At 70.4% G+C, this 23397-nt stretch carries 24 protein-coding genes; 17 read left to right on the top strand and 7 right to left on the bottom strand.

The features are described from left to right. Positions 1-55: 55 nt before the first annotated feature. Together DFR72_RS23725 and DFR72_RS23720 are read left to right on the top strand one after the other, a co-directional pair. Positions 56-2080, top strand: a complete 2025-nt coding sequence (locus DFR72_RS23725) for an ATP-binding protein (RefSeq protein WP_090064927.1) — start codon at positions 56-58, stop codon at positions 2078-2080. A 133-nt stretch (positions 2081-2213) separates the two neighbouring features. After that, positions 2214-3335, top strand: coding sequence for a helix-turn-helix transcriptional regulator (locus tag DFR72_RS23720; RefSeq protein WP_090064926.1), 1122 nt, complete (start codon positions 2214-2216; stop codon positions 3333-3335). Here the strand turns inward: DFR72_RS23720 and DFR72_RS23715 are convergent. Beyond that, positions 3322-3954, bottom strand: coding sequence for a DedA family protein (locus tag DFR72_RS23715; protein WP_090064925.1), 633 nt, complete (start codon positions 3952-3954; stop codon positions 3322-3324). The two genes, DFR72_RS23720 and DFR72_RS23715, sit on opposite strands and share 14 nt — an antisense overlap. Before the next feature lie 23 nt (positions 3955-3977). Here DFR72_RS23715 and DFR72_RS23710 point away from each other — a divergent pair, with 23 nt between their 5' ends. The 3 genes from DFR72_RS23710 (at position 3978) to DFR72_RS23700 (ending at position 5698) form a co-directional block, all read left to right on the top strand. Next, positions 3978-4769, top strand: a complete 792-nt coding sequence (locus DFR72_RS23710; RefSeq protein ID WP_245983403.1) for a cytochrome c biogenesis CcdA family protein — start codon at positions 3978-3980, stop codon at positions 4767-4769. A gap of 8 nt (positions 4770-4777) precedes the next feature. Next, a complete protein-coding gene (locus DFR72_RS23705) occupies positions 4778-5251 on the top strand; it encodes a TlpA family protein disulfide reductase (RefSeq protein WP_090064924.1) in 474 nt (157 codons plus the stop codon). Between the two features lie 156 nt (positions 5252-5407). Next, on the top strand, positions 5408-5698 hold the full coding sequence (locus DFR72_RS23700; RefSeq protein ID WP_143086681.1) for an HPF/RaiA family ribosome-associated protein: 291 nt from the start codon (positions 5408-5410) through the stop codon (positions 5696-5698). A gap of 7 nt (positions 5699-5705) precedes the next feature. Here DFR72_RS23700 and DFR72_RS23695 read toward each other — a convergent pair whose 3' ends face one another. Continuing rightward, positions 5706-5825, bottom strand: a complete 120-nt coding sequence (locus tag DFR72_RS23695; RefSeq protein WP_245983432.1) for a PEP-utilizing enzyme — start codon at positions 5823-5825, stop codon at positions 5706-5708. A gap of 380 nt (positions 5826-6205) precedes the next feature. On the opposite strand from DFR72_RS23695, the gene DFR72_RS23690 reads away from it, so the two are divergent. Both DFR72_RS23690 and DFR72_RS23685 read left to right on the top strand, forming a co-directional pair. Beyond that, positions 6206-6553, top strand: a complete 348-nt coding sequence (locus tag DFR72_RS23690; RefSeq protein ID WP_090064922.1) for a YciI family protein — start codon at positions 6206-6208, stop codon at positions 6551-6553. After that, positions 6553-7749, top strand: a complete 1197-nt coding sequence (locus DFR72_RS23685) for an RNA polymerase sigma factor (RefSeq protein ID WP_090064921.1) — start codon at positions 6553-6555, stop codon at positions 7747-7749. Before DFR72_RS23690 ends, DFR72_RS23685 begins: the two co-directional genes overlap by 1 nt. Here DFR72_RS23685 and DFR72_RS23680 read toward each other — a convergent pair. Further along, positions 7690-8247, bottom strand: coding sequence for a copper resistance CopC family protein (locus DFR72_RS23680; protein ID WP_090064920.1), 558 nt, complete (start codon positions 8245-8247; stop codon positions 7690-7692). The genes DFR72_RS23685 and DFR72_RS23680 overlap by 60 nt on opposite strands. 67 nt (positions 8248-8314) lie before the next feature. Continuing rightward, positions 8315-9487 (bottom strand): MFS transporter, encoded by a 1173-nt coding sequence (locus DFR72_RS23675; RefSeq protein WP_090064919.1) that lies wholly within the window; start codon positions 9485-9487, stop codon positions 8315-8317. A gap of 120 nt (positions 9488-9607) precedes the next feature. On the opposite strand from DFR72_RS23675, the gene DFR72_RS23670 reads away from it, so the two are divergent. Both DFR72_RS23670 and DFR72_RS23665 read left to right on the top strand, forming a co-directional pair. Further along, positions 9608-10003: an ATP-binding protein gene (locus tag DFR72_RS23670; protein WP_114773740.1), complete on the top strand. Its 396-nt coding sequence runs from the start codon at positions 9608-9610 to the stop codon at positions 10001-10003. Positions 10004-10079: 76 nt separating this feature from the next. Beyond that, positions 10080-10487, top strand: coding sequence for an ATP-binding protein (locus tag DFR72_RS23665; RefSeq protein WP_342768669.1), 408 nt, complete (start codon positions 10080-10082; stop codon positions 10485-10487). Here the strand turns inward: DFR72_RS23665 and bla are convergent. Beyond that, positions 10480-11379: a class A beta-lactamase gene (bla, locus tag DFR72_RS23660; RefSeq protein WP_090064916.1), complete on the bottom strand. Its 900-nt coding sequence runs from the start codon at positions 11377-11379 to the stop codon at positions 10480-10482. The genes DFR72_RS23665 and bla overlap by 8 nt on opposite strands. A gap of 55 nt (positions 11380-11434) precedes the next feature. Here bla and pdxY point away from each other — a divergent pair, with 55 nt between their 5' ends. Beyond that, positions 11435-12286 (top strand): pyridoxal kinase PdxY, encoded by an 852-nt coding sequence (pdxY, locus tag DFR72_RS23655; protein WP_090064915.1) that lies wholly within the window; start codon positions 11435-11437, stop codon positions 12284-12286. On the opposite strand, the gene DFR72_RS23650 is transcribed toward pdxY, so the two are convergent. Next, positions 12264-12935, bottom strand: a complete 672-nt coding sequence (locus DFR72_RS23650; protein ID WP_090064914.1) for a GntR family transcriptional regulator — start codon at positions 12933-12935, stop codon at positions 12264-12266. The two genes, pdxY and DFR72_RS23650, sit on opposite strands and share 23 nt — an antisense overlap. Positions 12936-12944: 9 nt before the next feature. Next, on the bottom strand, positions 12945-16457 hold the full coding sequence (locus tag DFR72_RS23645; protein ID WP_090064913.1) for an ATP-binding protein: 3513 nt from the start codon (positions 16455-16457) through the stop codon (positions 12945-12947). 94 nt (positions 16458-16551) lie between these two features. Between DFR72_RS23645 and DFR72_RS23640 the strand changes: the two genes are divergently transcribed. From DFR72_RS23640 to DFR72_RS23610, 7 genes are all read left to right on the top strand, one after another. Continuing rightward, a complete protein-coding gene (locus DFR72_RS23640) occupies positions 16552-17931 on the top strand; it encodes an extracellular solute-binding protein (protein ID WP_090064912.1) in 1380 nt (459 codons plus the stop codon). Then, positions 17924-18790 carry a carbohydrate ABC transporter permease gene (locus DFR72_RS23635; RefSeq protein WP_090064911.1) on the top strand — a complete coding sequence of 289 codons (867 nt, stop codon included), beginning with the start codon at positions 17924-17926 and terminating at the stop codon, positions 18788-18790. The genes DFR72_RS23640 and DFR72_RS23635 overlap by 8 nt, the downstream gene beginning before the upstream one ends. Next, the gene (locus tag DFR72_RS23630) at positions 18787-19608 is read left to right on the top strand and encodes a carbohydrate ABC transporter permease (RefSeq protein WP_090064910.1); all 822 of its coding nucleotides are present in this window, start codon (positions 18787-18789) and stop codon (positions 19606-19608) included. Before DFR72_RS23635 ends, DFR72_RS23630 begins: the two co-directional genes overlap by 4 nt. Then, a complete protein-coding gene (locus DFR72_RS23625) occupies positions 19608-20591 on the top strand; it encodes an ABC transporter ATP-binding protein (RefSeq protein WP_090064909.1) in 984 nt (327 codons plus the stop codon). The genes DFR72_RS23630 and DFR72_RS23625 overlap by 1 nt, the downstream gene beginning before the upstream one ends. A 2-nt stretch (positions 20592-20593) precedes the next feature. Beyond that, a complete protein-coding gene (locus tag DFR72_RS23620) occupies positions 20594-21280 on the top strand; it encodes a phytanoyl-CoA dioxygenase family protein (protein ID WP_114773738.1) in 687 nt (228 codons plus the stop codon). A gap of 290 nt (positions 21281-21570) precedes the next feature. Beyond that, complete coding sequence (locus DFR72_RS23615) at positions 21571-22392, top strand: ABC transporter permease (protein ID WP_245983402.1); 822 nt, start codon at positions 21571-21573, stop codon at positions 22390-22392. Further along, complete coding sequence (locus DFR72_RS23610) at positions 22389-23396, top strand: ABC transporter substrate-binding protein (protein WP_090064907.1); 1008 nt, start codon at positions 22389-22391, stop codon at positions 23394-23396. Before DFR72_RS23615 ends, DFR72_RS23610 begins: the two co-directional genes overlap by 4 nt. Position 23397: the final 1 nt, after the last annotated feature.

Raw genomic sequence — 23397 nt, 5'->3', positions numbered from 1 at the left:
TTGCATTTCTCGGGCGACGATTGTTCGCATCGCCCCCGCTCCTAGAATCGCGCGCATGTGGTGGTCGGTGGACTCGCGCTCTCGTCTGGTGGGACGCGAGCGGGAACTGACCACCGTGCGACGGCTGCTGCGGCGGCACCGGCTGGTGACGCTCGTCGGTCCCGGCGGCGCGGGGAAGTCCAGGCTGGCGGCCGAACTGCGCCTCGGTGACGCCGTCGTCGAACTGGAGCCCGTGCGCCGGCCCGACCTGCTGTGGCACGTGATCGCGTTCTCGCTGAACGTGTGGGAGCAGCCAGGTGCGCCACTGCACGAGACCGTGCAGCGCGCACTGGCCGATCATCGCGTCCTGGTGCTGGACAACTGCGAGCACCTGATCCACGAGGCCGCCTCGGCGGTGGCGGAGCTGCTCGCCGCGTGCCCGCGCCTGCGCGTCCTGGTGACCAGCCGCGAACCTCTCGACCTGGCAGGGGAGATGTGCGTCGAGGTCGGCCCGCTGTCGCCGGCCGACGCGCGGCAGTTGTTCGTCGAATGCGGTGGTGCCCCGGAACTGGCCGACTCGGTGCGGGACCACCTGCCGCTGGCGATCGAACTGGCCGCGGCCCGCACCGACGTGCCCGCGCGCCACCGCACGCTCGACGCCGTGATCGGGTGGAGCTACGACCTGCTGTCGCAGGCGGAACAGTCCGCGCTGCGCAGGCTCTCCGCGCTGATCGGTGACTTCGACCTGAACCTGGCAGGCGCGGTGTGCGGCGACCGGGCGGACGTCGTGCGGCTGATGGCCTCGTTGCGCGCCAAGTCTTTGGTGGTGCGCTCGCCGTCGTCGTCGAACGCGCGGTTCCGGATGCTCGAGTCGATCCGCCTGTTCGGCCTGGCACGCCTGGAGGAGAGCGGCGAGGCGGACGCGGCGTTCGACCTGCTGGCCGACTCGCTGACCGCGACGATCCAGTCCATCTCGTCGGCCCCGGTGGTCACGGCCGGGATGGACACCTGGCTGGAGAGCCAGGAACACCAGCTGCTGCAGGCCGTCGGCCGCACACCGCGCACCGACCCGCGCCACACGTGGCTCGTCGCGGGAGTGGTGCACGTTTGGCACCTGCACCGCTCCTACAACGAGGCGATGCGCATGGCTGCCACCGCCTTGGCGCACGGCCCGCTGACGTCGCACGCGGAGTTGCTGCTCTTCCGCGCGGCCTGGCTGGCCGGCGCCACCGGCGACAAGACCGCCGCACTGCGGTACGCGGAGGCCCTCGTCGCACACCCGGCCATGAGCCAGCCGGCCTGGGAGGCCCGCGGGTGGAACACGTTGGGCTACGCGCGAGGGATCAACTCCGACCTCACCGGAGCGCACACCGCCAACGAACGGTCCGTGGCCGCAGCGCGTTCTCTGGGCGACCCGGAACTGTTGATGACGTTCTTGAACAACCATGCCTGGCTCTTGATGCGCCTGGACGACCTGACCGCAGCACTAGCGGCCGCGCTGGAATCGCTGTCGCTCGGCGTCCTGGACGGCTTCCGCCTGATGGCCTGCCGGCACACCGCGGGCGTGATCGCGCTGGCGGCGAACGACGTGGACCAGGCCGAGCACCACTTCACCATCGCCCTGCGAGCAGGAGCCCCCGCGGCCATCTCGGAGGCGTGCCTGCTCGAAGGCCTGGGCGTAGTGGCGGCACACCGCGGCGACGCCGACCGCGCCGTGGTCCTGATGGCCGCCGCGGCCGCCACCCGCCGGAAACGGGGCTCTCGCCAGGAGGAACCCTGGAACCGCATGGTGGCGGACGCACGCGACCTGGCACTGACCTCCGCCGGCCCACGGCGGGCATCACGGGCCTGGGCGATGGGGGAGCGGCTCGACCACGCGGGGTTGCTCGCGTACGTGAACGCGCCGCGACAGGACGGACCGCTGACCGCGCGGCAACAGGAGATCGCGGCCCTCGTCGCGGACGGGCTGACCAACACCGAGATCGCGGTGCGGCTGGGGATCTCGGTCGCGACCGTGCGGTCGCACGTGACGCAGATGCTGTCGCGGCTGGGGTTGAGCTCGCGGACCCAGCTGGCGGCGCGGACGGCGAGGGCACGGTGAGCCGGCGTGCCCGCAGCGCTGGCGGCGCGACGAGCCGGAGTGTCAGAGCTGCTGACCACCGTGGGACGCGGGGGACCCGAAGCCTGAGGGGACCCCTGCGCGAGCCTGCCCCGCGGCGCCCAGGCGGTGCCGGATGACGTGTGAGGAGTGCGGTACCAAGCTGACCACCGCCAAGTACTGCTCCGGCGCGTGCCGTCAGCGCGCGTACCGGAGGCGTGCCCGCGGTGTCGTGCCCGCCTCGCCGCGCCTCGACACGTTCGCCGGCCGCAGCACCGAGCTGGCCGAGCTCACCACATTGCTGGCGCGCAACAGGATCGTCACCGTCACCGGGCCGCCGGGGGTCGGCAAGTCGCGACTCGTGCACGAGCTGGTCGCGAACCGGCAGCACGTCCTGCTGGTGGAGCTGGCGGACGTGACCGGGGTTCCGGACCTCCTCGCCGGCGCCCCGCGGCCCGGTCTGCTGGTGCTGGACGGTTGCGAGCGCGTGCTGGCCGGGTGCGCGGAGCTCATCGCCGCGCATCCCTCGTTCCGCGTTCTTGCGACCAGCCATGAGCCGCTGAACGTGCCGGGGGAGCAGGTGTACCGGCTCAAGCCGCTCGGTGCGCGTGACGCGAAGCGGTTGTTCGTCGACCGGGCGGTGGCGCTCGACAGCGAGTTCGACGAGAACGCCGCGCTGCTGGACGTCGTGTGCGCGCGGCTGGACCGGTTGCCGCTGGCGCTCGAACTCGCGGCACGGCTGGTGCGCGTGCTGACGCTGGAGGAGCTCGTGGCGCGGCTGGACGACCGGTTCGCCGTGCTCACGTCAGGGCCTCGGGACGCGCCGGCGCACCACCGGTCGCTGCACGCCGCGTTCGACCGGTGTTACGCGTTGCTGACTGAGGCTGAGAAGGTCGCGCTGCACAAGTTCGCGTTGATGCCGGGGACCGTCGGGCAGGAGATGGCGGAACGGCTGCGGGCGCGGTCGCTGCTCGAACCCGACTTCACGATGCTCGAGTCGGTCCGGCAGTTCGCGTTGCCGGGGGTCTCGGTCACGACGCCGCGTCCGCAGGCCGAACCGGAGGAGGGCGCGCTCTCGTGGCGCGACGAACGGCTGCTGCGCGTCGCCGCGATGGTCGCGGAAGGGCTGACGAACAAGCAGATCGCCGACGGGCTGCACGTGTCGCTGAGGACCGTGGAGGCGGACGTGCGCGACCTCAAGTCCGTGCTGGGCGTGCGGTCGCGCGCACAGATCGCCGCCTGGACTACACAGGAGTGACTTCGGCTTCCTTCTCGGCGGCCTTGGCGAGCCGCTTCTTCACGATGAAGATCCCGGCGACGCCGAACACCACGGCGATCGCGAGGCCCGCGTAGGAGAAGCCCTTCAGCCACTTCTCGGCCACCACCCCGAGGTAGTAGACGGCCGCGGTCGTGCCGCCCGCCCACACGATGCCGCCCGTCGCGTTCGCCACCAGGAACTTGCCGTAGCTCATGTGCATCGACCCGGCCAGCGGCCCGGCGAGAATGCGCAGCAGTGCCACGAACCGGCCGAAGAACACCGCCCAGGCGCCGCGTTTCTGGAACACGCGGCGCGCGTGTCCGAGCTGCGTTTCCCCGAAGTGCTTGGGGAATTTCCGGCCCATCCACGCGAACAACCGCGGTCCGCCGCGCCGGCCGATGAGGTAGCCGAAGTTGTCGCCGATGATGGCACCCGCGCTCGCCCACACGCCGATCCACAACGGGCTCAGGTCGTCGTGCTGCGAGGCCATCAACGCGGCCGTGACCAGCACGATCTCGCCTGGTAGCGGGATGCCGAGCGATTCGAAGCCGATCACCAGGCCGACGATCGCGTACACGAGCAAGGGGGGAATGGCTTCGAGCCACTGTTCGACCGGCACCGCGCAACTCTAGCCTCAGCGTCGTGCACGAGTTCGCACTCGCGGTCGTCGCGGGAATGGTGGCCACGGTCAACCCGTGTGGATTCGCGATGCTGCCCGCCTATTTGGCGTTGGTGGCCCGGGACAGTCCAGCAAGAGCCTTTATGTCCGGTTTGGTGATGGCGGCCGGATTCGTCACTTTCTTCGGCGCATTCGGAATTCTCGTGAGCCCGGTGGCCGCGACCCTCAAGCGCTATCTGCCGTTCGTGACGGTCTTGATCGGGCTCGTGATGGTCGTCGTCGGCGTGCTCCTGGTGCTGGGCAAGGACCTCTACCTCCGGCTGCCGAAACTGCAGGCGGCGCCGAAGAGCCTCTGGTCCATGTACGGCTACGGCATCGCGTTCGCCATCGCCTCTCTCTCGTGCGCCATCGGCCCCTTCCTCGCCGTGGTGGGTGCATCGCTGCAGACGGGCGTGATGGCGTTCTTCGCCTACGCGCTCGGCATGGGGCTCATCGTCACCGTGCTCGCCGTAGCGGGTTCGGCGCTCGCACCGCACATCAGGAAGGTGCTGCCCCACGTCGGCCGCATCGGTGGCGTGGTCCTCATCGCGGTCGGTGCGTACGTGACCTACTACGGCGTCTACGAGCTGCGGTTGTTCCTGGCCGGGGGCAGCGCGATCGACCCGGTCGTGCGCGGAGCCGGACGGTTTCAGAACGTGCTCGTGCAGCTCGTCGGGGCGCTGGGGCCGTGGCCGTTCGTGGTGGCGCTGGCGATCGCGGGTGCCTGGTGGCTGAACCGGAGGCGGCGCAAGGCCGTAGGTCCAGGCAGGAGGTGAGGAGCCGTATGCGCATCCTCGGACTGCTGCTAGGGATCCTGCTGCTCACCGGCTGCGCGGAGAAGGCGCCGACGCCGGAGAAGTTCCAGTTCACCGCCAAGACGCTGGACGGCGAGGAGTTCCGCGGCGACAAGCTCGCCGGCCAGCCCGTCGTGCTCTGGTTCTGGACGCCGTGGTGCCCGTCGTGCAACGCCGAGGCCGAGACGGTCGAGGCGCTGGCCAAGCGGCACGGCGACGTCCAGTTCGTCGGGGTCGCGGCGGAGGACCAGCTCGACGCGATGAAGAAGTTCGTGAGCGACCACAGGATGTCCGGCTTCCCGCACCTGGCGGACCTGGACGGCGCGGTGTGGAAGCGGTTCGGCGTCACCGCGCAGCCGACGTTCGCGTTCGTGGGCACCGACGGGTCCGTGGAACTGCTCACCGGCTCGCCCACCGAGGAGCAACTGGACCAGCGAGTTTCCGCTTTGGTACCGAAGACTTGATCCCGGTGACATCGCGAGGTCCCGTGCTCGCACCCTCTTCTCGGTAGAAAGTCCCTGCCCTGTCGGGACCAACGCCTGGTTCGGCGTCGCGTCCGGATTCGTATCGTCGAACCGGCCACGTTGCGGTGCCGCACGGCCTTGAGGAGGCAGGTGGCGATGGACTACATCCAGGTCTCGCTCGCGGAGGCCATTCCCGAGCAGGCCAGGGACTACGCGTCCGACCGGATCGGCTCGCTGGACCGCTACGCGCCGGACCGCGTCGACTTCGCGTGGGTCAACCTGACCTCGGACAAGTCCGTGATCCACGCGCACGCCCGGCTCGACCTGAAGTGGGTCGAGGTGCAGGCCTACGCGGAGGGTGACACGGTCACCGAGGTGATCGACCTGGTGCGGGAACGCATGCGCCGTCAGCTCGTCTCGATGCAGAACGTGCTCGCCCACAACTGACCCGGGCTCAGCGCACCTTCCGCACGGTGCCCCGAGCACCGTCCACCCGGACGACCTCCCCCGTGGCGATGCGGGTCGTCGCGTTGCCGCAGCCCGCCACCGCCGGGATGCCCAGCTCCCGCGCCACGATCGCCGCGTGCGACAAGGGCGCGCCGACATCGGTCACGACGGCCGCGGGCCGCAGCCTGCCGCTCCAGCAACGCCGCGGGACCCGTCAGCGCGTCCAGCTGCGCCGTCATCCACGCCGGGCCTCGGCGGAACGAGGCTCGTGGATCTCGAACTCGTCGTGGGACCCGATGTCCCCTCTGCTCCGTTCGCGGTAGGCGTGGGTCGTGAGGTGGAACCCGGCAGGCCCGCGCGGACGAGCCTCGCCAGCGACTCGCCCTTGCCGCCGGCCACGGCCGGCACGGCTCGCGGGTCGTCGAGGGGGAGGATCAACGGGATCATGTCGCCATGGTCGTCGAAGCGGGCCCGCCCCGTTCGTACAGAGGGCGAAGGGAGCCCACCATGACGCAGAAGTACCTGCTCAGCATCTACCAGCCCGACGGCGATGCCCCGCCGCCCGAGGTGCTCGAACCGATCATGGCGAACCTCACCGCGCTCAACGAGGAGATGCAGGCCAAGGGCGTCTGGGTGTTCGCCGCCGGCCTGCACCCGCCGTCGACCGCGACCGTGCTCAGGGTGAAGGACGACGACGTGCTGATGACGGACGGGCCGTTCGCCGAGGGCAAGGAGCACATCGGCGGCTTCACGGTCATCCAGGCCGCCGACCTCGACGAGGCGCTCGAGTGGGGCCGCCGGCTGGCGGGCGTGCTCAGTCCGCTGTCGATCGAGGTCAGGCCCGCAGCGTTCTGATGGTCGAGGACGTCTTCCGCGCCGAGTACGGCCGTGCGGTGTCCGTCCTGACCCGCTTGCTCGGCGACATCGACCTCGCCGAGGAGGCGGTGCAGGACGCCTTCGCGACGGCCGTGCTGCGGTGGCCGGTCGACGGCGTCCCGCCCGCTCCGGCCGGGTGGATCATCACGACCGCCCGCAACCGCGCCGTCGACCGGTTGCGCCGGGAGGCCAAGGGCCGCGAGAAGCAGGCGCAGGCGGCACTGCTGAGCCACGAACCGGAAGAGCAGGAGGCAGGAGACGTGCCCGACGACCGCCTGCGGCTGATCTTCACCTGCTGCCACCCGTCGCTGGCGCTGCCCGCCCAGGTCGCGCTGACGCTGAAACTGCTCGGCGGCCTGACGACGGCGGAGATCGCCAAGGCGTTCCTGGTGCCGGAACCCACGATGGCGCAACGGATCGTGCGCGCGAAGGGCAAGATCCGCGCGGCCCGCATCCCGTACCGGGTGCCGCGCGACGCCGACCTGCCCGAACGGCTGAGGGCCGTGCTCGCCGTCGTCTACCTGATCTTCAACGAGGGCTACCTCGACCGGGCGGAGCTCGCGCAGGAGGCGATCCGGCTCGGCCGGGCGCTCGCGGGGCTCATGCCGGACGAGCCCGAGGTGTGGGGGCTGCTCGCGTTGATGCTGCTCGTCGCGTCCCGCCGGGAGGCACGGCTGCGCGACGGCGGGATCGTCCTGCTCCAGGACCAGGACAGGGCGCTGTGGAACGCGGATCTCGTGCGGGAGGGCCAGGACCTCGTGCGCCGCTGCCTGCGCTGGAACCGGCCGGGTCCGTACCAGGTCCAGGCCGCGATCAACGCCGTGCACAGCGACCCGCCGACCGACTGGCACCAGGTCGTCACCCTCTACGACCAGCTGATGGCGTTCACGCCGAACCCCGTCGTGGCCCTGCACCGCGCCGTCGCGCTGGCCGAGACCGAAGGCCCGGAGCGGGCACTGCTGGAGGTCGACGCGCTCGACCTCGACCGCTACCACCTGTTCCACGCCGTGCGCGCGGACCTGTTGCAACGGCTCGGGAGAGATCCGACTGCGGCACTGGAGGCCGCGCTCGACCGGGCGGAACACCCGGCCGAACGCGAGCTCCTGGCCGAACGGCTACGGGTTCTCCGGCTTGCGGCGGCGGACCAGGAGGATCGCGCCGACGACGACCGCTAGCCCGATCAGGATCCACACCCAGACCGGCACGCCACCGGACTCCGAGGGCGTGGTCGACGGGGGAGCGTTCGACACCGGCGTGCTCGGCGTCACCGACGACGGCGGGGCGCTGGCGGACGTGGACTGCGCCACGACGGCCATCGTGAAGCTGAACGTGCCGTTGACGGTGTCGCCGTCGTCGGACTTGGCCGACCAGGCGATCGTGTGCGCGCCGGACTTGGCCGCGGTCGCGTCGATCTTCGCCGTGATCGTCCTGTCCACGGCCTGCACCTGGGTGACCGGCACCTTGGTGCCGTCGGCCCCCGTGACGGTGATCGCGTCCCCGTCGGGCAGTTGCACGGGCGCGCTGAACACCAGCTCGATCTGCTCGGGCGGAGCCGCCAGGGCCGCGCCGGACGCCGGATTGCTGCTCTTGAGCTCGGCGTGGGCCTGCGCGGGGACGGCCACGGCCGTCGCGGTGAGCAGTGCCAGCACGAGCACGCTTAGGTAACGCGTCACGTGCGCAGCGTAGTGGCTTCGTCGATCAGTCCGGCAGCCTCAGTTCGCACCGCGGCAGCAGCCTGCTTCACCCCACCGGCCGGGAGACCTGCGGCGTCACCGGGACGAACGACAACCCGGTCGCGACCAGGGCGGCCAGCGCGGCGGCGAGCACGGGCGCGAGCGGCCCCACCTCGTACAGCAGCGCGCTCAGCATCGGTGCGACGATGAACGTCAGCCCGCTCGTGGTGGTGACCAGCCCGGCGACCAGGCCCTGGTGCCGCGGGCCGACGCCGAGCGAGGCCGCCGCGGCGAACCCGGTGAGCGCGAGACCGACGCCGACCGCCACCACCAGGAACGCCAGCGCCATCAGCGCGGACGACGGAGCCACCGCGAGCAGTGCGTAGCCGACCACCGAGACGGGGGAGCCGATCCGCATCAGCCGGACCGGGGACCACTTCAGCAGCGGCACGAGCAGCCCTTGCGTCAGGACCAGGCCGATGGCGGAGGCGAACAGCACGCCCTCGGCACTGCCCGTGCTCTCCCGCAGCCTCTCCGACGAGAGGTACACGACGACGACCTGCGCCATCCCCAGCGACACGTGCAGGAAGAAGCCCGTGCCGAAAGCGGGCACCAGCTGCAGCGGCTGGGCCTGCACCGGTTCCCCTTCCTGCGCAGCGAGAGGCTTGATGGTGACGAGGACCAGAAGCGCGAGCAGCAGGGCGACCACGGGCGCGACGTACAGCGGCAGCCACACGGACGCCACCGCGAGCGCGCCGCCGACGACCGGGCCGATCACGGTGCCGAGGCTCTGAGCGGCACCGACGAAGCCGATGGCTCGGGTGCGCGCCGTCTCGCCGTGGGTGGAGAGACCCGCGACGGCGAGCGCGGTGACGAGCACCGCGGCGAGGCCCGCGCCGAACAGCACGGAGCGGAACAGCAGCACCAACGCGAACGCCACGTCGGGCGTCAGCGTCTCGTCGAGGCTGAACGCCACCGCCGCGGCGTAACCGGCGGGGCCGGCCACGCACAGCAGGAGTCCGGCGAACAGCACGGGACGCGGGCCCGCGGCGTCGAACAGCAGTCCCCAGAGCAGGCTCGCCACGGTGATCGTCACGGAGGTGACCGTGAAGACCAGGCTCAGCTGGAACGGGGTGAGGGCCAGTTCGCCGGCGAGCGGTGCGACGACACCGATGAGCATCTGGAACACGGAGTACATGACCAGCAATGCGGCCAGTAACGGCGTCAAGGACCTGGGCATGCTGTTCCCCCTGGAGTCGCGGCGAGCCGTGAGGGTAGTTCAAGTTGATGAACGATTGGTTTGGCGGCGGATGCACCCGGGTAACCCGCGGCCGAACTGATCAACTGACCGAGGAGCGGTTTGGCTCGCGACCAGGCAGCCAGCACGGGTGAGGCGGCGGATCTGCCCCTGGGCAGGCAACGACCGTCACTCGCTGCCGTCCGCCGCTGGGTGCGGCTGGAGTTGATGGGCGAGGACACCGACGCCGTCGCCGATGTGTTGCTGGTGGTGAACGAGCTGGTCAGCAACGCCTACCGGTACACGTCGGAACCGTCGTTCCTGCGCGTCGTCGTGGAAGCCCACAAGATCCGCATCGAGATCGCGCACGACGCCCGTGCTCATCCGCCGCTGCGCAAGGTGTCCCGGCCGCAGCGCGGCTACGGCCTGGTCCTGGTGGCCCGGCTGTCGGATCGCTGGGGTGTCGACAGGGCTCACGGTGGCACCGTCGTGTGGGCCGTCCTTCCCAGGGAGACGTGATGACAGGCCGGCAGGTTTCGACCTGTGCGTTCCGGGGTACCGAGGCTCGTGCCTTGAACCAGCAGGGCGCTTGGAGATGCTGATGGGTGTTGCAGGACGGTCCACCGAACGACTGGACCTCGTCCTACCGGAGGGTGTTCTGCCGCTCGCGAACGTGCGTGCGGAGGTTCGTCGTCTCCTGAGAGGGATGCACGAGAACGTCGTGGTCGACGTGATGGTGGTGGCCACGGAACTCGTGAGCAACGCCTACCACCACGCCGCCCCGAACCGGAGCGCGCGCGTGCTGTGCCTGCCGGAACGCGAGGTGGTGCGGGTCGAGGTCGACGACGGAACGCCCGGCCGGTTCCCGCAACTCGGCCGGATGGGGTTCCTCGGACGCCGGCAGCGGGGTTTGCTGCTGGTCAACGGCCTGGCCCAGGTGTGGGGGCACAACCGGTTCCCGGACTCCAAGACCGTGTGGGCGGACGTGTCGACCGTCAGGTGAGGTTCTTGACGACGTAGGCGGCGGCCTCGGCGACGAGGGCCTCGTCGTATTCGGCGTTCTCGGCGGACTTGCTGGACATGATCGCGATCAGGACCGGCTCCCGGCCCGGCGGCCACACGACCGCGATGTCGTTGACCGTGCCGTGCGCCCCGGTACCGGTCTTGCCGGCGACCCTGCTGCCCGCGGGCACTCCGGCCCGGATGCGCTTCGCCCCGGTCACCGTGCGTTCCAGCAGGCCGGTCAAGAAGTCGCGCTTCGCCGGTTCGAGGGCGTCCCCGAGCACGATCCGCTGGTAGTCCGTGCCGAGCGAGCGCGGGGTGGCGGTGTCGCGAGGGTCGCCGGGCGTGGCCGAGGTGATGCCGGGCTCGACGCGGTCCATGCGCGTCTCGGTGTCGCCCAGTTCTCGCAGGTACTTCGTGAGCTCCGCCGGACCGCCGAGGTCGCGCAGCAGCAGGTTGCCCGCCGTGCCGTCGCTGTGGCGGACCGCGGCGTCGCACACGTCCCGCAGCTTCATCCCCGTTCGGACGTTCAGCTTCGTGATGACCGAGCTCTTCATCAGGTCGGCCTCGGTGTACGTGACGACGGTGTCCAGGTGCGACATCGGGTTGCGGTGCAGCACCGCCGCCGCGGCAAGCCCCTTGAACGTCGAGCAGAACGCGAACCGCTCGTCCGCCCGGTGCTCGATGGTGCTGCCGTTGTCGCTCATCGCGTAGACGCCCAGCCGTGCGTCGAACTTCTTCTCCAGCTCGAACAAGGCGTCGTGGCGCACGGGCGCCGCGCTGGTCGTCGTGGCCGGTGGTGACGAGCTGATCGGGTCCTTCGGAGGTGGGGTGGCGCACCCGGCGAGCGGGAGCAGGGCGAAAGTTTTCAGTACGGTGCGTCGGCCGGCCACCCGTTCACCCTACGGTCAACGATCGGGGCGGCGAGTAGCGATCTAGGCTGGGGAAATGAAGGTTCTGTCCATCCAGTCGGTCGTCGCCCACGGCCACGTCGGCAACTCCGCCGCCGTGTTCCCGCTGCAGCGCATCGGGGTCGAGGTCGTCCCGATCCCCACGGTGAACTTCTCCAACCACACCGGGTACGGCGCGTGGCGCGGTCCGCTCCTGCCGCCGTCGGACGTGGCCGAGATCCTGCTCGGCGTGGAGGAACGCGGGATCTTCCCCCAGGTCGACGCCGTGCTGTCCGGCTACCAGGGCGGCACGGGCATCGCCGATGTGATCATCGACGCGGTGCGCAGGGTGAAGGCCGCGAACCCGGCGGCGCTCTACGCGTGCGACCCGGTCATGGGCAACGCCAAGTCCGGCTGTTTCGTGGCCCCCGAGATCCCCGTGCTGCTGCGCGACCGGGTCGTGCCGGTGGCCGACATCATCACCCCGAACCAGTTCGAGCTGGGCTTCCTCACCGGCACCGAGCCGGCGAGCGTCGAGGAGACGCTCGCGTCGGCCGACCTCGCCCGCGCGATGGGCCCGTCGACCGTGCTGGTCACGAGCGTCGAGCGGCCCGACCGGCAGGAGGGCACGATCGAGATGCTCGTCGTGGACGACGCGGGGGCGTGGCTGGTGAGCACCCCGCACCTGCCGTTCAAGGCGAACGGGTCCGGCGACGTCACGGCCGCGCTGTTCACCGCCCACTACGTGCAGACGAAGGACGCGGCGCTGGCACTGGAGCGCACCGCGTCCAGCGTCTTCGACCTGATCGACCTGACCTACCGCTCCGGTGAGCGCGAGCTGCGGCTGGTGCAGGCCCAGGAGTTCTACGCGGCGCCGCGGATGCAGTTCAAGGCCGAGCAGGTGCGCTGAGCCGAAGGCCCTGCATCGTCAGGTGCGCGCGGTCGCCGCGCAGGACGACCCACGACCGTTCGACCGGTGCACCCCGGAGGTCGTGGCCGAGCCACGCGACCGACAGCACCGGTGTGGCGGGGCGGACGTCGAGCAGCCCGGCGACGCGGGGCGTGGCGAGCGCGGTGGTGCACCAGGGACACGGCTCGCCGAACCGGACCCCGTAGGCGTCGGAGAGGAACCTCCGCAGCGGGGTCGTGCCGTCGTAGCGCTCGGCGAAGCCGGGGAACCGGGACGCGTGCAGGCAGGTCGACCGCACGCCGACCGGTTCGTCCCCGCGCACGAGGACCGACTCGACGTTGACGACGTCCTGCGCGCCGATGGCCCTGACCACGACCTGTTCGCGGTCGGCGAGGTCCTGCACGAGCGCGTCGAGGCTGATCCGGTGGACCTGCTTGCGAGGCGCGACGGCGGTGCCCTGACGGCCGGCCCCGCGCACGAGCCTGCCCTCCAGCACGAGCTCGTCCATCGCCTTGCGGATGGTGGTGCGGGACATGCCGAACACGTCCGAGAGCTCGCGCTCCGGCGGGAACGGGGTGTTGTCGGGCAGTTCGTTCACCAGGTCGAGCAACCTGGTCTTGGCCTGGAAGTAGCGCGGGATCGCGGGCACACCCGGACGCTATTTCCGGCCGATAACCAGCGACTCATCGTCGGCGTCCGGCACGGAGCCGATCTCCCGGTAGATCCGGGCGGCCTCGTGCCGGTCACCGCTCAGGCAGGCGAGCGCGGCGTCCTTCCAGCGTGACCAGGACACCTCGGCGAGGCAGTCCGGGCCGTGGCCGGCGGCGGCGAGCACGATCGGCAGGTCGACACCGATCGGACCGGTGATCTGGCGGCCGGGCAACAGGGTCAGCAGCTCGCCTACCTCGGCCGGCTCGCCTTGCTGGAGCGCGATGCGGGCCTTCAACGTCAGCGGGTGCTGCAACTCGCCGGGATGGCCTTTGCTCCTCGCGAGTTCCAGCGCCCGGTCCGCGTCCTCGGCGGCGCCGGGGAGGTCGCCGGTCAGCAACCGGGCGCGGCCGCGGGCGGCGTGCAGGTGGGACTGGCCGGGGGAGCGGGCGATGGACTCGCCGACGTGCTGGAGGGCTTCCGCGTACCGGCCGTCCCAGAACAGGTCCAGGTACCTCGACGAGTCGAGCCAGGTGATCGTGTCGTCGTCGCCGTGCCTCCGGGCGGCCACTCGTGCTTCGGCTCTCACCGCGAGCCGTGCGTCGACGTCGCCGAGCACGGCGTAGGCGGTGCCGGTGTTGAACAGGCACAGGCTGGGCGAGACGCCGGCCGTCCTGCGCTCGGCCACGGCCTGGATCATGTCGCCGATGCCGTCCGGGTCGCCCTGCTTGACCCTGGCCAGTCCCAGGGCTTCCAGCGCGATGGCCCGTTCGACGCCGGTGGCACCTCGCAACGCCTCCCGCGCGGCGCTGACCGCGTCGTCCAGCCTGTCCACGAGGGTCAGGGAGTGCGCGAGGTACGCCTGCACGCCGAACACCCGCTCGTCCGGGCCGGCCAGCGCGAGGAACTCGATCGTGCGGTCGAGGTGCCGTTCGGCCGCCGCGTGGTCGCCCCGGTGCCACGCGGCGCGCCAGGACGACCGGGAGGCCTCCGCGGCGCCCGCGAAGTTCTGGGCGCCACGGTGCAGTTCGACGGCTTCGGCCAGCTCCTCGAGCCCTTCGCCGTTCCACGCCAGGCACGATCCCAGCAACGTGAGCAGGCCGGCCTTGTCCGGGTGACCGGGCGGGCAGACGGCCAAGGCGGCGCGGTAGCACCGGATCGCGGTGTCCCTGGCGGCCAGTGCGGTGGCCCTGCGGCCCGCGTCGGTCAGGGCCGTCCGCGCCTTGCGGCCCATGATGTCGCACGGTTTCCCGGAGGCCTCGGCGATCCACACCGCCTCCTGGAAGTGGTACGCCAGCAGGGGAACGTGCTCCAGCGGCAGCGCCTGCACCCACTCGGCCGCGTGGTAGTGCTTCATCGCCTTGGTGCCACGCGGGACCCGGTCGTACGCGACGTCGCGCACCAGCACGTGGCTGAAGGCGTACTCGGCCTCGCCGAAGACCTTGCTGGGCTGGCGCTTGAGGAAGTCCCGCTGTGCCAGCACCTCCAGGCTGCGCGCGATCTCGGCGGCGTCCCGTTCCGCGACGACCGCGACCGCGCCCGGCCAGACCGCCGGACCGAGGACCGCGGCGTCCTGCAGCACGGACCTCTCCAACTGGGGCAACGAGTCGAGCCGCGCGCCGATGACGGTCTGCACCGTCTCCGGCAGGGCGTCCGGGGCGCCGTCGCGGAGCATGCGGACGTACTCGGCGGCGAAGAGCGGGTTGCCCGCCGCCCGGCGCAACAACGTCCGCACGTCGGCCACGACGTCATGGCGGGCCATCAGGGTTTCGAGCAGCCGCGCGGTGTCCTCTTCGGACAGTGCGTCCAGCGTGATCGACTCACCTCGGACCGGCGGCCCCGGACGGGCGGTGAGGAGCACCAGCAACGGCACGTCGTCCGCGGTGTCGGCCAGTCCGTGCAGGAAACCGAGCAGCAGCTCGTCGGCCCAGTGCACGTCCTCGACGACCACCACCAGCGGCTCCTCCGCGAGGTGTTCGACCAGCCTGCGCCACGCCATCAGCACGTCGCTGCCCTGCGGCCCGGCACCGGCCAGCGCGCAGAGCTGGGTGACGAGCCACGGGTCGTCGCTGATCGCCTGGATCTTGGCGGTGACCGCGGCGGCGTCGTCGGTGTCGAAGATCTGCGCGTGGCTCCGCACGATCTCCGCCAGCGGGGCGAACACGTCGTCACGCGCGAACGGGGGCGTGCGGCCGGTGAGCGTCCGGCGGCCCGTGGCGAACTCCCGGACGAGCCTGCTCTTGCCCACGCCCGGCTCGCCGACCACCGTGATCGTCCTCGGCCGGCCCGTCGCCCTGACCTGCTCGTACTTCTCGACGAGCGCGGCCATCTCGCGCGAGCGGCCCACGAACGGCGCGTCGTCCCGGGCCGGGGTGAGCGCCCTTTCGGTCACCGGACACGTCCTGACCTCGCTTTTGCCGGTCTGGGCGAGCAACCGCAGACCGGAGTCGAGCACCGTGCCGCCGACCTCGACGCGATCGCCGGACGTGACCAGCGCGGGCCCGGTGGACACGGCGGCAGCCGCCGGATGCGCTCCGGTGATCTCGAACGCGGCACGCACGGCCCGTGCGGCGTCGTCCTCGCGGTTGACCGGCGCGCCGAACGCCGCGCAGACGGTCGAACCGAGCGTCGTGACGGTGGTGCCGCCGAAGGCCTCGACGTGCCTGAGCACCTGGGCGACCGCGGTCTCCAGCCGTTCGTCGGCGGCCTCGTCCGCTCCCGGCAGCTCCAGCCGGACGACGAGGACGCTGACCTTCTTGCGTTCCAGCATGGTCCGCGCCGGGCCAGGGGTGGCCGCGAGGGCCGGGTCCTGGGTGAGGATCGCCCGCTCCAGCCCGGCCAGTTCGGGCCCGGGGTCGATGCCGAGCTCGGCGGCGAAGCGTTCCCGCGCCGCGCGGAAGACCGCGAGCGCGTCGGCCTGCCTGCCGGACCGGTAGAGCGCGAGCATCAGCTGGCCGCGCAGGCGTTCGCGCAACGGGTGATCGCTCACCAGCGCCTCCAGCTCCGCGATCACCTCGCGGTGGCGCCCGCACGCCAGTTCGGCGTCGAACCTGTCCTCGACCGCCACGTCGCGCAGGTGCGTGATCTCCACCAGCGCCGGCCACGTGACGCCGTCCGCCACCAGGTCCGCGAGCACGGGCCCGCGCCACAACGCCAGCGCGTCCCGCAGGACCGCGGCGGTCTGCTCTGGCCCCGGTGCGCTCGCGGCGCGGTGCAGGGCGGCACGGAACCGGTGCAGGTCAACGCGATCCGGTTCCGCGCGCAGCAGGTAGCCGGGCTTGCGGGTGACGATGTCGAGCCCGGCCTTGCGCAGCGCCGACACGACGTTGAGCAGGATCCCGCGCGCCGTGGGCGGGTGCCCGCCGGGCCACAACGCCGCCGTGAGCTCGCTGATCGACACCACGCGGCCCGCGTTGAGCAGCAGGAGACCCAGCGTCGCCCGGCGGGTGAACCCGCCGACCCGGTGCTCCCTGCCGTTCACGCGGACCTGCAGGGGACCGAGTACCGCGAACTCGACAGACATCGGTCTGGACCATACCGCCGATCACCGCACCGGACGGACGCCTTCCGCGCGCGGAGAGCTTGTGGCCGCCGTGATCCAGTGCCATGTTGGACCGATGGGGCGAACAAAGGTGTTCGGGCTGCTGGTGGCGTGCGGGCTGCTGGCGGGATGTCTGGGGCAGACGCGGAGCGGTGATCAGGCGCGCAACGCCGACGCCAAGGAGATCACGCTGACGATCGTCGCCAACGCGGCGGTGGGCGGGAAGAACGCGCGCGGGGCGAACTGGATCCAGAACTGGGTGATCCCCAGGTTCACCGAGATGCAGAAGGCCAAGGGCGTCACGGCGACGATCAAGTTCGAGCAGAACGGTACCGGCGACGAGGACTTCAAGACCAAGGTCGCACTCGACCTGAAGACCGGTGGTGGTGGCGACATCATCGAGATCGACGGCATCTGGCTCGGCGAGTTCGCGCAGGCCGGGCAGATCAAGCCCCTCGACGAGGTCGTCGGCGACACCGGCTGGGACGGCTGGGACCAGATCCCCGAGGCCGTGCAGGGGCTCGGCGAGTTCGACGGCAAGCGGTACGGCGTGCCGATGGGCACGGACGGGCGCGTGCTGTTCTTCAACAAGAAGCTGTTCGCGCAGGCGGGTTTGCCCGTGGACTGGCAACCGAGGTCGTGGCAGGACGTGCTCGACGCGGGGACGAAGCTCAAGTCCCTCCAGGGCGTGACGCCGATCCAGCTCAATGCCGGCAGCGCGATGGGCGAGGCCACGACCATGCAGGGCGTGCTGCCCGCACTCGTGGGCACCGGCAGGCCCGTCTACGAGAACGGGAAGTGGCAAGGGGATTCGGCGCAGGTCAAGGACGTCCTCTCGCTCTACCGGAAGATCTACGGCGGCGGGCTCGGTGATCCCGTGCTGCAGCAGGAGGCCAACGGCCGGCAGCGCTCGTTCACGCTGTTCAGCGAGAACAAGATCGGCGTCCTGCTGGAGAGCGACTACTTCTGGCGTTCCGTCGTGGAGCCGAAGAACGGCGTGGCCGCGATGGCGGACCGCGACGTCGCCGTCGGCTGGGCGCTCGTCCCGGCCAAGGAGCCCAAGGCGGGCGTCGGCGGGCAGGACTTCGTGAGCATGTCCGGCGGGGGCGTGCGCGTGATCAACCCGAACACCCAGTACCCCAGGCAGGCCTGGGAGTTCATGCAGTTCCTCAACTCCGCCGAGGCCGTCAAGGAGTCGCTCGCCGGCACCGCGCAGCTCACCCAGCGCCAGGACGTCAACGACCAGGTGCTCGGCGGCGACCCGATGTTGTCGTTCATCGCGGAGAAGGTCCTGCCGATCACCCGGTACCGGCCCGGTCTCGCCGACTACCCCAAGGTGTCGGCCGCGCTGCAGCAGGCGACCGCGGACGTGGTGTCCGGCAAGAGTCCCGACGACGTCGCGCGGGCCTACAGAGAGGCGTTGGTGAAGGCGGTCGGCGAGCAGAACGTTGGATAGCTCCGGCCTGGGCGTCCGGCGCGCCGTCGGGTTCGTCGCGCCGGCGCTGGTGCTGATCGGGATCTTCCTGGTCTTCCCGGCGCTGTGGACGCTGTACATCGGCATCACGAACTACCAGCTCACCGGGGCCGCGGCGGCGAACCCGCAGGTGGTCGGGCTGGACAACCTGGTCGAGGCCGTCCGCGACCCGCTGTTCACCAACTCGGTGTGGCTCACGGCGATGTTCGTGCTGTTCTCGGCCGTCATCGGGCAGAACGTGCTCGGCTTCCTGCTCGCGTGGCTGCTGCGCTCGGTCAGCCCGTGGCTGCGGCGCACCACCGAGGGCCTGGTGCTGCTCTCCTGGATCCTGCCGAGCACGGTCGTGGCGTTCCTGTGGTTCGCCGTGCTGAGCCGCGACACGGGCACCCTGGGGCTGCTGCTCGGGCAGCCGGAGACGTCGTGGCTGGTGCAGTACCCGATGACCAGCCTGATCGTCTTCAACATCTGGCGCGGCACGGCGTTCTCGATGCTGCTCTACACCTCGTCGCTGGCCGCGGTGCCGCCCTCGCAGTTGGAGACCGCACGGCTCGTGGGCGCGTCGGGCTGGCAGACCGTGCGGGACGTGGTGTTCCCGCACATCCGCGGGCACGTGCTGACGAACACGCTGCTGATCAGCCTGTGGACGGCCAACGACTTCACGCCGTTCCTGCTGACGTCCGGCGGTCCGAACCACCAGTCCGAGGTGCTGCCGGTGCTGATCTACCGGCAGGCGCTGGAAGGCGGTCAGCTCGGGTACGCCTCCGCGATGTCGATGCTGTTGCTGGTGGGCAACCTGGCGATCGCCCTGGTGTACCTGCGGCTTCTGCGGAGGCGGCCATGAGTCCTCTGTGGATCGTCCGGCGGATCGGCTTCTACGTGCTGATCACGGTGGTGCTGGCGTTCTTCGCGGTGCCGATGCTGTGGCTGGCCTCGGCGCCGTTCGACGCGAAGCCCGGCCTGGGGCTGCGCTGGCCGGACTGGACGTTGCGCAACGTCGTGGCGACCTTCGAACACCCGTACACGCTGACGTCACTGGTGAACTCGCTGGTGCTGTGCGTGGTCGCGACCGTGGTGACGACGGTGCTCGCGGCGCTGGCGGCCTACGCGCTGTCGCGGGTGCGGATCCCCGGCCGGGACCTGCTGCTGTACCTGCTCCTGCTGTTGTCGAGCGTCGTCACGGGCACGGCCGCGATGGTGCCGATCTTCGTGATGATGCTGCAGCTCGGCCTGATCAACTCGCAGTTCGGCACGGCGCTGGTCATCGCGGGCGGCATGCTGCCCGCGGCCATCTTCATCCTCAAGGACTTCATGGACGCCGTGCCGCGGTCGTACGAGGAGTCGGCGCGGGTGTTCGGCGCCTCGCCCCGGCAGGTGCTCGCCCACGTCGTGCTGCCGGTCGCGCGGCCCGGTGTCGCGACGATCTTCGTGTGGGCGTTCGTCAACGCATGGGGCAACTTCCTGCTGCCGTTCCTGCTGCTGCGCGACGTCGGCCAGCAGCCGGCGGCCGTGCTGCTGCGCACCCTCTACGACGAGGGCGGCAGCGCCAACCTGACGGTGATCCCGGTGTTCTCGCTGCTGTACTCGATCCCGGTGGTCGTGCTGTACCTGTTCGTGAGCAAGCGGTACGGGTTCCGATTCCACGGAGGCATCAAGAGCTGATGGCGGGCATCACTGTCGAGGACCTGTCCACCGTGTACCCCAACGGGGTGCGGGCGGTGGACGGGCTGGACCTGGAGATCGCCGACGGCGAGCTGTTCGCCCTGCTCGGCCCGTCCGGCTGCGGCAAGACCACGTTGCTGCGCACGATCGCGGGCCTGGAGGGCGCCACCGACGGAGCCGTGGCGATCGGCGACCGCGACGTCACGCGGCTGCAGCCCGGCGAGCGGCGGATCGCGATGGTCTTCCAGGACTACGCGTTGTTCCCGCACATGACGGTGTCGGAGAACATCGCCTACCCGCTGCGGGTGCGGGGCGTCGCGAAGTCGGTGCAGCAGGAGACGGCCGTGCGCACCGCCGAGGGGCTGAGCCTGGGCGCCCTGCTGGACCGGCGGCCCGGCCAGCTCTCCGGCGGCCAGCAGCAACGGGCGGCGCTCGCCCGCGCGGTCGCGGCGTCGGCCGAGGTGCTGCTGCTGGACGAGCCGCTGTCCAACCTGGACGCCCGGCTGCGGCTGGAGGCGCGGACGTTCCTCAAGAAGCTGCAGCGCGAGCTGGCGCTGACGACGGTGTTCGTGACGCACGACCAGGCCGAGGCACTGGCGCTGGCCGACCGGATCGCGGTCATGGACGCGGGCCGGATCCGGCAGCTCGGCACCCCGCGGGAGGTGTTCCAGCGGCCCGCGGACACGTTCGTCGCGAACTTCATCGGCTCGACGCCCATGAACCTGGTGCCGCGCGGCTCGGAGATCATCGGCGTGCGACCCGAGTACCTGTCGCCCGCCGCCGGGGGACTGTTCACCGGCGAAGTGTCCATTGTGGAGAATCTCGGCGTGACGTCGCTGGTGACGCTGGACTGCGGCGAGGACCAGATCGGCTACGTCGTACCCGAGGACGACGAGCCCGAGATCGGCTCGAAGGTGACCGTGGGCGCTTCGCCCGCACGCGTTCTGCGCTATGACAAGGAGACCGGCCTACTCGTGAGGTGACGATGTTCCAGACCGATGGCTACGAGACGCACGCCGGCGTGCTCGCGCCGGCGAAGTTCGAGGCGCTGGCCGCGCACTTCGAGGCCAGGCTGGCGGCCCTGCCCGAGGGGCGGCGTCCCGAGCACATGGACGTGCCGCACCTGACCGACCCCGCCCTGTTCGAGTGGCTGCTGGACCCGGACGTCCTGGACCTCGTCGAGTCGCTGATCGGCCCGGACATCGCGCTGTTCTCGTCGCACTTCATCTGCAAGCCCGCCGGCGACGGCAAACCCGTGCCGTGGCACCAGGACGCGCACTTCTGGCGTGACAGCATCTCGCCCGCGAGCGACGCGATCACGGTGTGGCTGGCGATCGACCCGTCCACCGTCGAGAACGGCTGCCTGCGGGTGATCCCGGGCAGTCACCTCGCGGCCGCCGAGCACACCGGCACCGCCGACTCGTTCTTCAACCAGGAGACGGCCGTCGACGAGTCACGCGCTGTCGACGTGGAACTGGAGCGCGGGGCGTGCAGCGTGCACTCGGCCATGCTGGTGCACGGCAGCCCGCCGAACCGCAGCACCTCGCGCCGTTGCGGCTACACGATGCGGTACATGCCGACGACGGTCCGGTACCTCGAGCCCGGCGGCCGTGGCATCTACCTCGCGCGCGGACGCGACCACGCCGGCAACACCTACAGCTCGACCGGATAATGGCTAATAGTCTAGAAAATCGATTCAGTCGTCTCACGCGTCAGACCGGGATCGGGGCGGGCGCGCCCCATCCGCGGACCTCGGCCGCGGTGATCTTGGCGAGGGTGCTGGTGCTCGGATGACCTGCGACGGCGACGCTTCCGCCCGACACGGTGAACGAGCGCGGCGTGGGAGGAATCCCTCGATGCGACTGTCCGTGAGGTCCAGCTTCGGCGATCCCCCGTCTTGACCGTTCAGTGGACCGGACATAGCGTATTTGGAAAGCGCTTTCCGAGACCCCGGGGAGTTTCGTGGACACGAATCGGACGGACCGCTGGCGCGGTGTCGTGGAGCGGACGTGGCGTCCGGTCGCGCTGCTCGCCGCCTGCCTCGCCATCTGGCACCTCATCACCGCCACCGGCATGGTCGAGGCCTACCTCGTGCCTTCACCGGCCAAGACCTTCGGCCTGCTGGTGGACAAGTGGTCGTACCTCTGGGGTCACACCTGGGTGACGACCTACGAGACCGTCCTCGGCTTCGTCATCGCGGGTGTCCTCGGCGTGCTCATGGCCGTCGCGATGGTCTACTCGAGGACGATCGAGAGCACCGCCTACCCGATCCTGCTGTTCGCCCAGGTCATCCCGAAGATCGCGATCGCGCCGCTGTTCGTGGTGTGGCTCGGTTTCGGCTTCGAGCCCAAGGTGGTCGTGGCCGTGCTGATGGCGTTCTTCCCCGTGGTCATCTCGACCGTCACCGGTCTCAAATCCGTCGACACCGAGATGCTCGAGCTCGCCGCGACGATGGGCGGCGGTCCGGTCAAGACGTTCATCAAGATCCGCTTCCCGGCCGCGCTCCCGCACCTCTTCGCGGGTCTGAAGGTCGCGGTCACGCTCGCCGTGACCGGTGCCGTGGTCGGCGAGTTCGTCGGCTCCAACGAAGGCCTCGGCTATGTGATCCTGCAGGCCAACGGCAACATGGACACCCCGATGCTGTTCGCGGGCCTGATCGTCATCTCGCTGGTCGGCGTCCTGCTCTTCCTCCTGCTCGACCTCGCCGAGAAGCTGATGCTGCCGTGGCACGCCAGCCGGCGCGGCGCCGCCGTCACAACCCTTCTCGCGAAAGGCACGGCATGAAGAAACTGCTCGCAGGTCTTCTTCCCGCGTTGCTGGTGGTCGCCGCCTGCGGTGACGGCGGCGACACGACGTCCGGGGCCGCTGGTGAGGCCAAGGAGGTCACGCTCACCCTCAACTGGTACCCGTACGGCGAGCACGCGCCGTTCTACTACGGCCTCAAGCAGGGCATCTACGAGAAGCACGGCATCAAGCTGAAGATCCAGGCGGGCCAGGGCTCCGGCAAGACCGTCACGGCCACCGGCGCAGGCCAGACCGACTTCGGCTGGGCCGACACGTCCGCGCTGGCCACCGCGGTCGAGCAGGGCGTGCCGGCCAGGAGCATCGGGGTGTTCCTGCAGACGACCCCGGCGTCCGTGCAGTTCTTCACCGACAAGAACATCAAGAAGCCGGAGGACCTGAAGGGCAAGTCCGTCGCCACCACGGCGGGGGACGCGCTGACGAAGACGTTCCCGGCTTTCCTGAAGCAGAACGGCATGCAGGAGTCCGACGTCTCCATCCAGAACATCGACCCCGCGGGCAAGATGGCCGCGGTCATCTCGAACCGGACCGACGTGCTGCTGGGGTTCGCGTCCGACCAGGGGCCGACCATCGAGGAGAAGTCCGGCAAGGACGTGGGCTACCTGCGCTTCTCGGAGTTCGGGCTGAACTACTTCAGCAACGGGCTGCTGACGTCGAAGTCGATGCTGCAGAAGGACCCCGAGCTGGTGAAGAAGATGGTCACGGCCACGCAGGAGGCGTGGACGGAGGCCGAGAAGGCGCCGGAGGCCGCGGCCGAGTCGATGAAGGGCGCCGCCGAGCAGCTGCCGTCGCCGACCGTGGTGCTGGAGCAGTTCAAGACGACCCTGACGCTGCTGCACACCGACGCGACGAAGGGCAAGGCGCCGGGCGTCAACACGGTCGAGGACTGGAAGAAGACGATCGAGACCTTCCAGAAGACCGGCATCATCAAGGAGGCTTCCGAGCCGTCGGCCTACTGGGAAGAAAGCGTTGCCCCGAAGGGATGAG

Source organism: Lentzea flaviverrucosa (assembly GCF_003350445.1).
GTDB classification, from domain to species: Bacteria; Actinomycetota; Actinomycetes; order Mycobacteriales; family Pseudonocardiaceae; genus Lentzea; species Lentzea californiensis.
This window is presented reverse-complemented; position numbering and strand designations above follow the sequence as displayed.

Coding starts and splice junctions, on each gene's coding strand:
- DFR72_RS23620 (WP_114773738.1), top strand. CDS start 20,594: ATGTTCCAGACCGATGGCTACGAGACGCACGCCGGCGTGCTCGCGCCG.
- DFR72_RS23625 (WP_090064909.1), top strand. CDS start 19,608: ATGGCGGGCATCACTGTCGAGGACCTGTCCACCGTGTACCCCAACGGG.
- DFR72_RS23675 (WP_090064919.1), bottom strand. CDS start 9,487: ATGCCCAGGTCCTTGACGCCGTTACTGGCCGCATTGCTGGTCATGTAC.
- DFR72_RS23700 (WP_143086681.1), top strand. CDS start 5,408: ATGGACTACATCCAGGTCTCGCTCGCGGAGGCCATTCCCGAGCAGGCC.
- DFR72_RS23685 (WP_090064921.1), top strand. CDS start 6,553: ATGGTCGAGGACGTCTTCCGCGCCGAGTACGGCCGTGCGGTGTCCGTC.
- DFR72_RS23690 (WP_090064922.1), top strand. CDS start 6,206: ATGACGCAGAAGTACCTGCTCAGCATCTACCAGCCCGACGGCGATGCC.
- DFR72_RS23640 (WP_090064912.1), top strand. CDS start 16,552: ATGGGGCGAACAAAGGTGTTCGGGCTGCTGGTGGCGTGCGGGCTGCTG.
- DFR72_RS23665 (WP_342768669.1), top strand. CDS start 10,080: ATGCTGATGGGTGTTGCAGGACGGTCCACCGAACGACTGGACCTCGTC.
- DFR72_RS23630 (WP_090064910.1), top strand. CDS start 18,787: ATGAGTCCTCTGTGGATCGTCCGGCGGATCGGCTTCTACGTGCTGATC.
- DFR72_RS23610 (WP_090064907.1), top strand. CDS start 22,389: ATGAAGAAACTGCTCGCAGGTCTTCTTCCCGCGTTGCTGGTGGTCGCC.
- DFR72_RS23645 (WP_090064913.1), bottom strand. CDS start 16,457: ATGTCTGTCGAGTTCGCGGTACTCGGTCCCCTGCAGGTCCGCGTGAAC.
- DFR72_RS23725 (WP_090064927.1), top strand. CDS start 56: ATGTGGTGGTCGGTGGACTCGCGCTCTCGTCTGGTGGGACGCGAGCGG.
- DFR72_RS23705 (WP_090064924.1), top strand. CDS start 4,778: ATGCGCATCCTCGGACTGCTGCTAGGGATCCTGCTGCTCACCGGCTGC.
- pdxY (WP_090064915.1), top strand. CDS start 11,435: ATGAAGGTTCTGTCCATCCAGTCGGTCGTCGCCCACGGCCACGTCGGC.
- DFR72_RS23720 (WP_090064926.1), top strand. CDS start 2,214: ATGACGTGTGAGGAGTGCGGTACCAAGCTGACCACCGCCAAGTACTGC.